Source organism: Vibrio sp. Vb1554, from assembly GCF_033344235.1.
Genome location: NZ_JAWPOJ010000014.1, coordinates 109,965 through 116,838, shown reverse-complemented (window position 1 = coordinate 116,838; position 6,874 = coordinate 109,965). Strand labels below are relative to the sequence as shown.

Below are 6,874 nucleotides of genomic sequence, written 5' to 3'. Positions count from 1 at the left end.
TTCACGTTAAAATTTTTTTTCTTCCATCCGCACGCAAGGGTATCAGTATTGACAGAATGTGATATACTCTGCGCGCACTTTATACCTTATTAACAGAGTAAGACAATGACTGATTTATCAAAATACAGAAACATTGGTATTTTTGCTCACGTAGACGCGGGTAAAACTACCTCTACAGAGCGTATCCTAAAGCTAACTGGTAAGATCCATAAGATCGGTGACACTCACGACGGTTCAACTACTACTGACTTCATGGAGCAGGAAGCTGAGCGTGGTATCACAATCCAGTCTGCAGCAACAACTTGTTTCTGGAACGATCACCGTCTAAACATCATCGATACTCCTGGACACGTTGACTTCACTATCGAAGTTTACCGTTCTCTAAAAGTACTTGACGGTGGTATCGGTGTATTCTGTGGTTCTGGTGGTGTTGAGCCTCAGTCAGAAACTAACTGGCGTTACGCTGACGAATCACACGTATCACGTCTGATCTTCGTTAACAAACTAGACCGTATGGGCGCAGATTTCTACAAAGTTGTAGATCAAGTACAGAACGTACTAGGTGCTACACCTCTAGTTATGACTCTACCTATCGGTATCGAAGAAGATTTCGTAGGTGTTGTAGACGTACTAAGCCAACAAGCTTACGTATGGGATGAGTCTGGCCAACCAGAGAACTACGAAGTTCAAGATATTCCAGCAGACATGGTAGAGAAAGCTGCTGAATACCGTGAAATGCTAATCGAAACTGCTCTAGAGCAAGACGAAGATCTAATGATGGCTTACCTAGAAGAAGGCGAAGAGCCATCTCTAGAAGACATCAAACGTTGTATCCGTAAAGGTACTCGTGATCTAGCATTCTTCCCAACTTACTGTGGTTCAGCGTACAAGAACAAAGGTATCCAACTTATTCTTGACGCGGTAATTGATTACCTACCATCTCCAACAGAAGTTGATCCACAGCCTCTAACTGATTCAGAGACTGGTGAGCCAACTGGTGAAGTTGCGACTGTATCTGCAGACGAGCCACTACGTGCTCTTGCATTTAAGATCATGGATGACCGCTTCGGTGCTCTAACCTTTATCCGCATCTACTCTGGTAAGATGAAGAAAGGTGACACAATCCTTAACTCTGCAACTGGTAAAACAGAGCGTATCGGCCGTATGGTTGAGATGCACGCGGACGAGCGTAACGAAATCGATTCAGCACAAGCTGGTGACATCATCGCTGTAGTTGGTATGAAGAACGTTCAAACTGGTCACACTCTATGTGATCCTAAGCACGAATGTACTCTTGAGCCAATGATCTTCCCAGATCCAGTAATCTCTATCGCAGTTAAGCCTAAAGATAAAGGCGGTTCTGAGAAGATGGGTATCGCGATCGGTAAAATGGTTGCAGAAGATCCATCATTCCAAGTTGAGACTGATGAAGATTCAGGCGAAACTATCCTGAAAGGTATGGGTGAACTTCACCTAGACATCAAGGTAGATATCCTTAAGCGTACTTACGGCGTTGAGCTAGAAGTTGGTGCTCCACAGGTTGCTTACCGTGAAACTATCACTCAAGCAATCGAAGATAGCTACACGCACAAGAAACAGTCTGGTGGTTCTGGTCAGTTCGGTAAGATCGACTACCGCATCAAACCAGGTGAGCCAAACTCTGGCTTCACGTTCAAATCAACAGTTGTTGGTGGTAACGTACCTAAAGAATTCTGGCCTGCAGTTGAGAAAGGCTTTGCGTCAATGATGGAGCACGGTGTTCTAGCTGGCTTCCCTACTCTAGACGTTGAAGTTGAACTATTCGACGGTGGTTTCCACGCAGTTGACTCTTCAGCTATCGCTTACGAAATCGCAGCGAAAGGTGCATTCCGTCAGTCTATGCCTAAAGCTGGCGCGCAACTTCTTGAGCCAATCATGAAAGTTGACGTGTTCACTCCAGAAGATCACGTTGGTGACGTAATCGGTGACCTTAACCGTCGTCGTGGTATGATCAAAGACCAACAAGCAGCTTCTACTGGCGTACGTATCAAGGGTGATGTACCTCTATCAGAAATGTTTGGTTACATCGGTACTCTACGTACTATGACTTCTGGTCGTGGTCAGTTCTCTATGGAGTTCTCACACTACGCACCATGTCCAACAAACGTTGCAGAGCAAGTAATTGCTGACGTTAAAGAGCGTAACGCTAAGAAGTAATTCTTAAGTTAACTCTATAACTTGAAAGCCCCGCTTAGTGCGGGGCTTTTTGTATTTAGCAGTCTTATACGCAGAGCGTGTTTGTTTTATTCCTATTTAGCGTTTGTTATGATGCCGTTCTAGTACTGTTGCCTTTTAGGTCAATGGTCTTAAAGTCTGGTACCACTGACTTTTCAAATATTTCTATTTCTTCCTTCAACCATTGCGCAAACAATTGAGCTTTAGGTCTTTTTAAGTAGCCTTTTGGCGCACACAAGTAATACGCAAAGTTGGGCTTGATAGCGATATCTCCAATTCGGACCAATTTGCCAGAACGAAAATATTGATGAGCTAAACTGTGTTTTACTAATGCCACGCCTTGAAGTGATAGTGCAGCCTCAAGCACGAGATGTGATCCACTGTATTTTAAGGTAGGCTTTGCTGCGCAGTGACCCAAGGTTGCTAACCACATATTCCAATCAAGATCAGGCCAAACATCTTCAATCAGCTCAGCTTTGCTTAAATCCTCGATGTTATAGATCCCGTGCTCTTTCTGGTACACCGGATGACAAGCTGGATAAAAAGCTTCGTCCATTAGCCATTGTGATTCTAAATTGGGGTACTTTCCTAAACCGTAACGAACACATAAATCTATCTGGCTATCTTGAAAAGACACCAAATCATTGGTTGGTTCTAATAGCAAGGCGATATCAGGGTGACGCTGACGAAAAGCCGTAATTTTCGGGACTAACCAATGATGAGCGAAAGAGGGGAGTGTTGATATCGAAAGGTGGTTCGGGTTTGGATCTTGATTGACTAATCTTACCCCTTGCTGCAAATGAGCAAACCCTCTTTCTGCCTGACTAAACAGTAGCTCTCCCTCTGGTGTGAGCACGATTTTTCTGTGCTGACGAACAAATAGGTCCGTGCCTAAGAACTCTTCTAAATGACGAATTTGCTGACTAATGGCCGCTGGCGTAACAAACAGTTCTTTTGCTGCCGTTTTAAAGCTTCCTTCCTTTGCTGCAACGAAAAAGTAATACAAGCTTTGTAAGGGAGGCATTCGATCTTTCACATTAGTTTTCCTTAACTCTATGGCAGATTCTATCGTTTGAGGTTATCAGCGTAGTCGCTGATTATTAAGTGGTCAACATTGTATAGGGATCTTTGAAATGGAAAACATGACACACACTTGTGAGCGTACTATACCTACTGCCCATCAGAGCGGGTTACAGTTAATTTATTCTAAACTGGCGGCTTGGAGAAGGAACTATAAGACACGTCGTCACTTGAGAGAGTTACCAAAGCACCTTTGGGACGATATTGGATTAGGTGAAAGGGAGATTAGTTGTGAAGTGAGTAAGCCATTCTGGAGAGAGTAGTCTATGAGTTTGATTCAAGCTCAAAGTTAAGTTGCACTCCCCAATGGTGTTGAGGAGTGCAAGCAAAATTACAAGTCTTCTTCCCACACGACCAATTCATCTTTTGGCCAATTGTGGCCTATCTCATGATACTTTTGTTCGAGCACATGACGTTTAATTTTAAGCGTTGGCGTCAGTACGCCATTTTCTATACTCCAAGGTTCTTTAATCATTAACACACCTTTGATTTGCTCATGAGAGGCGAGTTCTTGATTCATCCTGGCAATAACTTTACGTGTGGTACGTGCGTATCGCTCTCGATCAAAGTTAGGGAAGTCATGTGGCACAACCAAAAGAATCGGAGCGGGTAGCCCTAAACCGATGAGACACATCATCTCTACGCGACTGTACTCGAAAAGCTTTTTCTCGATAGGAACCGGAGAGACAAATTTACCTTTGGCGGTTTTGAAGTTATCTTTTTTACGTCCTTGAATCGTTAGATAACCATCTGAGTCGATAGCGCCGATATCGCCTGTGTGTAGCCAGCCCTCTGAATCAAAAGACTCTTGGGTGGCAATATCATTTTTGTAGTAGCCAGAAAATAGCCCTTTGCCACGCACCATGATTTCATCATCGGCTGCGATTTTTAACTCAATGCCTGGCCCTGCATTACCGACACTACCAATTTTGTCAGCTCTAAATGGGTAGTTGAGCGTGCTGTAGGCAAATGATTCCGTCATCCCCCAAGCCTCTGTGATATCAAGGCCCACTGAGTGGTACCATTCCAACAGCGCTGGCGAGACAGGTGCAGAGCCACAGCCTAATACTCGAGCCTGATCTAAACCTAGACCATCTGCTAGCTTTTTCTTGATCAAAGAATTGACGAATGGGATTTTCAACAGAATATTGAGCTTCTTCTGTGGAAGTTTGTCTTGAATACGTTGCTGGAATAGCGTCCATAATCGTGGGACGGAGATAAACAGAGTTGGTCGGTGCATCTTCACATCTTCGATAAAAGTGTCCAGTGACTCTGGAAATGCTGTTGGCACGCCACCCATAATCGATGAACCGAAGATATAAACACGCTCTGTAATATGAGCGAGCGGTAAATAAGAGAACAATCGGTCGTTTTCTTGGATACCAATATGATTGATCAGTTGCTGAACAGACCAACTGAATGCGCCGTAAGTTAGCATCGCGCCTTTCGGTAACCCTGATGTGCCTGAGGTATACACCAACGACATTAGCTTGTCATCGTAATGCTGCGGACGCTCTTCACTTGGCACTGCATCAGCAATGAGCGCTTGGTATTCGTGCTTACACTTAGGTGCCGTGTCATAAGGTAGAGCGATGCTAATGAGTTCAGGCATAGCATCAATGACTTGCTGAGTTGCTTTGGGATCATCGAGTTTTCCGCCAATGATCGCTTTACTTTCACTATGAGTCACACAGTATTCGATGGTGTCTGCACCGGCGGTAGGAAAGATTGGCACACTGACATAGTCACCAAGCATCATAGCAAGATCGCAAATAAACCATTCTGCACAGTTTTTAGATACTAACGCAACTTTGTCGCCAGGCTTTACACCAAGCGAGCGTAGTGCGCTGACAAGTTTTAAGGCTTGATCTGCAACATCAGAGAATGTGTACTCAACAAACTGTCGGTTAATAATTTGTTTTAGGTAGACCTCATTTGGACGCTCTTGAGCCCATTTGAGGATCATTTCATTTGGTGGTGGGAGAGCGCAACCAGCAGCGCTATTTAGATTCGGCTGATTCATTTTAAGTGACTCCATGTCTTCTCATTGTATTTATAATTGTTAACGCATTGTTAACTTTAGCATGTTAAATCGCGACACGGGAATGCATTTTGATGAAATATGTGGGGAAGATAGCGTTAGTTATGGTTGAAGTCGGAGCGACTCGATCTAAAAAGCAATGTGATTGATGCTACGCAAAAGAGAACAGGCTTTTCAGCTGTTATGTCATACCGACTTCATACTAAGAGCACAGGTAAGCAATTTATTTTATTAATAATATTGCGAAAACATAGAATCTATCCTAATTATTTATTAACTAGTGGCTTAGTGTTGAAGATAAGTATAAATGTCTCCTAATTTCTTCAAAGCGCCAAACTTAAAGGTATGTCGTGGTTTTGAAGTAGCTATACTAATCTTACTTTGGAAAGTTAGGAGCTTCACCTCAAGCTATTGCCTGAGATTACTTGGGTACGATCATCAGCAAAAGGAAAGATGTGATGTTACGGAAGACTTTACTGGGTACCTATCTTTGTAGTTTATTCATTGCGGGGAATGCATATGGTGCTGAAGGAGATGATATTCCTCAGCGCGCCCAAACGGTTGGTGATGTTATTGAGCGCCCAGGCGTTCTCACACCTAAAGGTAAATGGTCATTTGATTCGTCTTTAAGCTATACACAAAACTCTTCAAACAAAGTATCTGTTGTTGGGTATACAGTCTTACCAACTCTGATTGTTGGGCGAATTGAAGTGAGTGATTCGGATAGGACTACAGTAACCGTTGGATTAACTGCTCGGTACGGTTTAACAAACGCCACAGAGTTAGAAGTTAGAGTGCCGTATGTGTATCGTAATGACCAAGTTTCTACGCGCCCCATTCAAGATGGTTCAAACAGTGAAGTAGTAAACACAACGGTGGATGGCGGAGGGCTTGGTGATGTAGAGTTCGCATTGAGGCACCAGTTTAACTTTGAGTCTGCGCCATACTGGGTAGGTGGCCTTAGAGTAAAGTCGGATACAGGACGATCGCCTTATGATGTTTCTATTGAAGATGGAAGCAACTCATTTAGTGATGTCCCTACAGGTTCGGGTTTTTGGAGTTTTGAGCCTAATTTATCTCTTATTCACCCTGTTGATCCTGCGGTCTTGTTCGCTAGTCTAAGTTATATTTATAACTTAGAGGATACTGTTACAGTTGGCGACACAAAAGCTGATGTTGAACTTGGAGACACTATTTCTCTTTCAGGGGGAATGGGGTTTGCGGTGAATCCTGATCTTTCATTCTCTTTAGGACTTAGCCATAAAACTATTTTAAAAAGCAAAGTAAATGGCAGATCGGCAGATGATGCTAAGTTGCTTCAATTAGATGCATTAACTTTTGGTATAAACTATGCCTTTAGTGAACGCTCATCTATCAATGTTAGTGCTCAAGCTGGTCTTACAGAAGATACTCCCGACTTTCAATTAACAGTACGAGTACCTTTTAATTTGTAAAATGGATATTAGGCCCTTGAGTCTTGGGCCTAATTTATCGTTAGCGCCTAGTGTTCGCATTATAAATTGATTGGATTATATTGGA

Annotated in this window: 5 protein-coding genes; 3 read left to right on the top strand and 2 right to left on the bottom strand. The window is 43.2% G+C overall.

Annotated elements, in window-relative coordinates:
* The first annotated feature begins 105 nt into the window (after window positions 1-105).
* Window positions 106-2,196, top strand: a complete 2,091-nt coding sequence (gene fusA / locus R8N28_RS13580) for an elongation factor G (protein WP_005386444.1) — start codon at window positions 106-108, stop codon at window positions 2,194-2,196.
* A gap of 106 nt (window positions 2,197-2,302) precedes the next feature.
* On the opposite strand, the gene R8N28_RS13575 is transcribed toward fusA, so the two are convergent.
* Window positions 2,303-3,250, bottom strand: a complete 948-nt coding sequence (locus R8N28_RS13575; RefSeq protein ID WP_005380154.1) for a LysR substrate-binding domain-containing protein — start codon at window positions 3,248-3,250, stop codon at window positions 2,303-2,305.
* Between the two features lie 97 nt (window positions 3,251-3,347).
* On the opposite strand from R8N28_RS13575, the gene R8N28_RS13570 reads away from it, so the two are divergent.
* Window positions 3,348-3,557 (top strand): DUF1127 domain-containing protein, encoded by a 210-nt coding sequence (locus R8N28_RS13570; RefSeq protein WP_005380156.1) that lies wholly within the window; start codon window positions 3,348-3,350, stop codon window positions 3,555-3,557.
* Window positions 3,558-3,625: 68 nt separating this feature from the next.
* Here the strand turns inward: R8N28_RS13570 and R8N28_RS13565 are convergent, their stop codons facing one another.
* Window positions 3,626-5,317 (bottom strand): AMP-binding protein, encoded by a 1,692-nt coding sequence (locus tag R8N28_RS13565; RefSeq protein ID WP_031779037.1) that lies wholly within the window; start codon window positions 5,315-5,317, stop codon window positions 3,626-3,628.
* A 476-nt stretch (window positions 5,318-5,793) separates the two neighbouring features.
* Here R8N28_RS13565 and R8N28_RS13560 point away from each other — a divergent pair, with 476 nt between their 5' ends.
* Entirely contained in the window at window positions 5,794-6,789 is a 996-nt protein-coding gene (locus tag R8N28_RS13560; protein WP_005380160.1) for a transporter, read from the top strand.
* The last annotated feature ends 85 nt before the right edge of the window (window positions 6,790-6,874 follow it).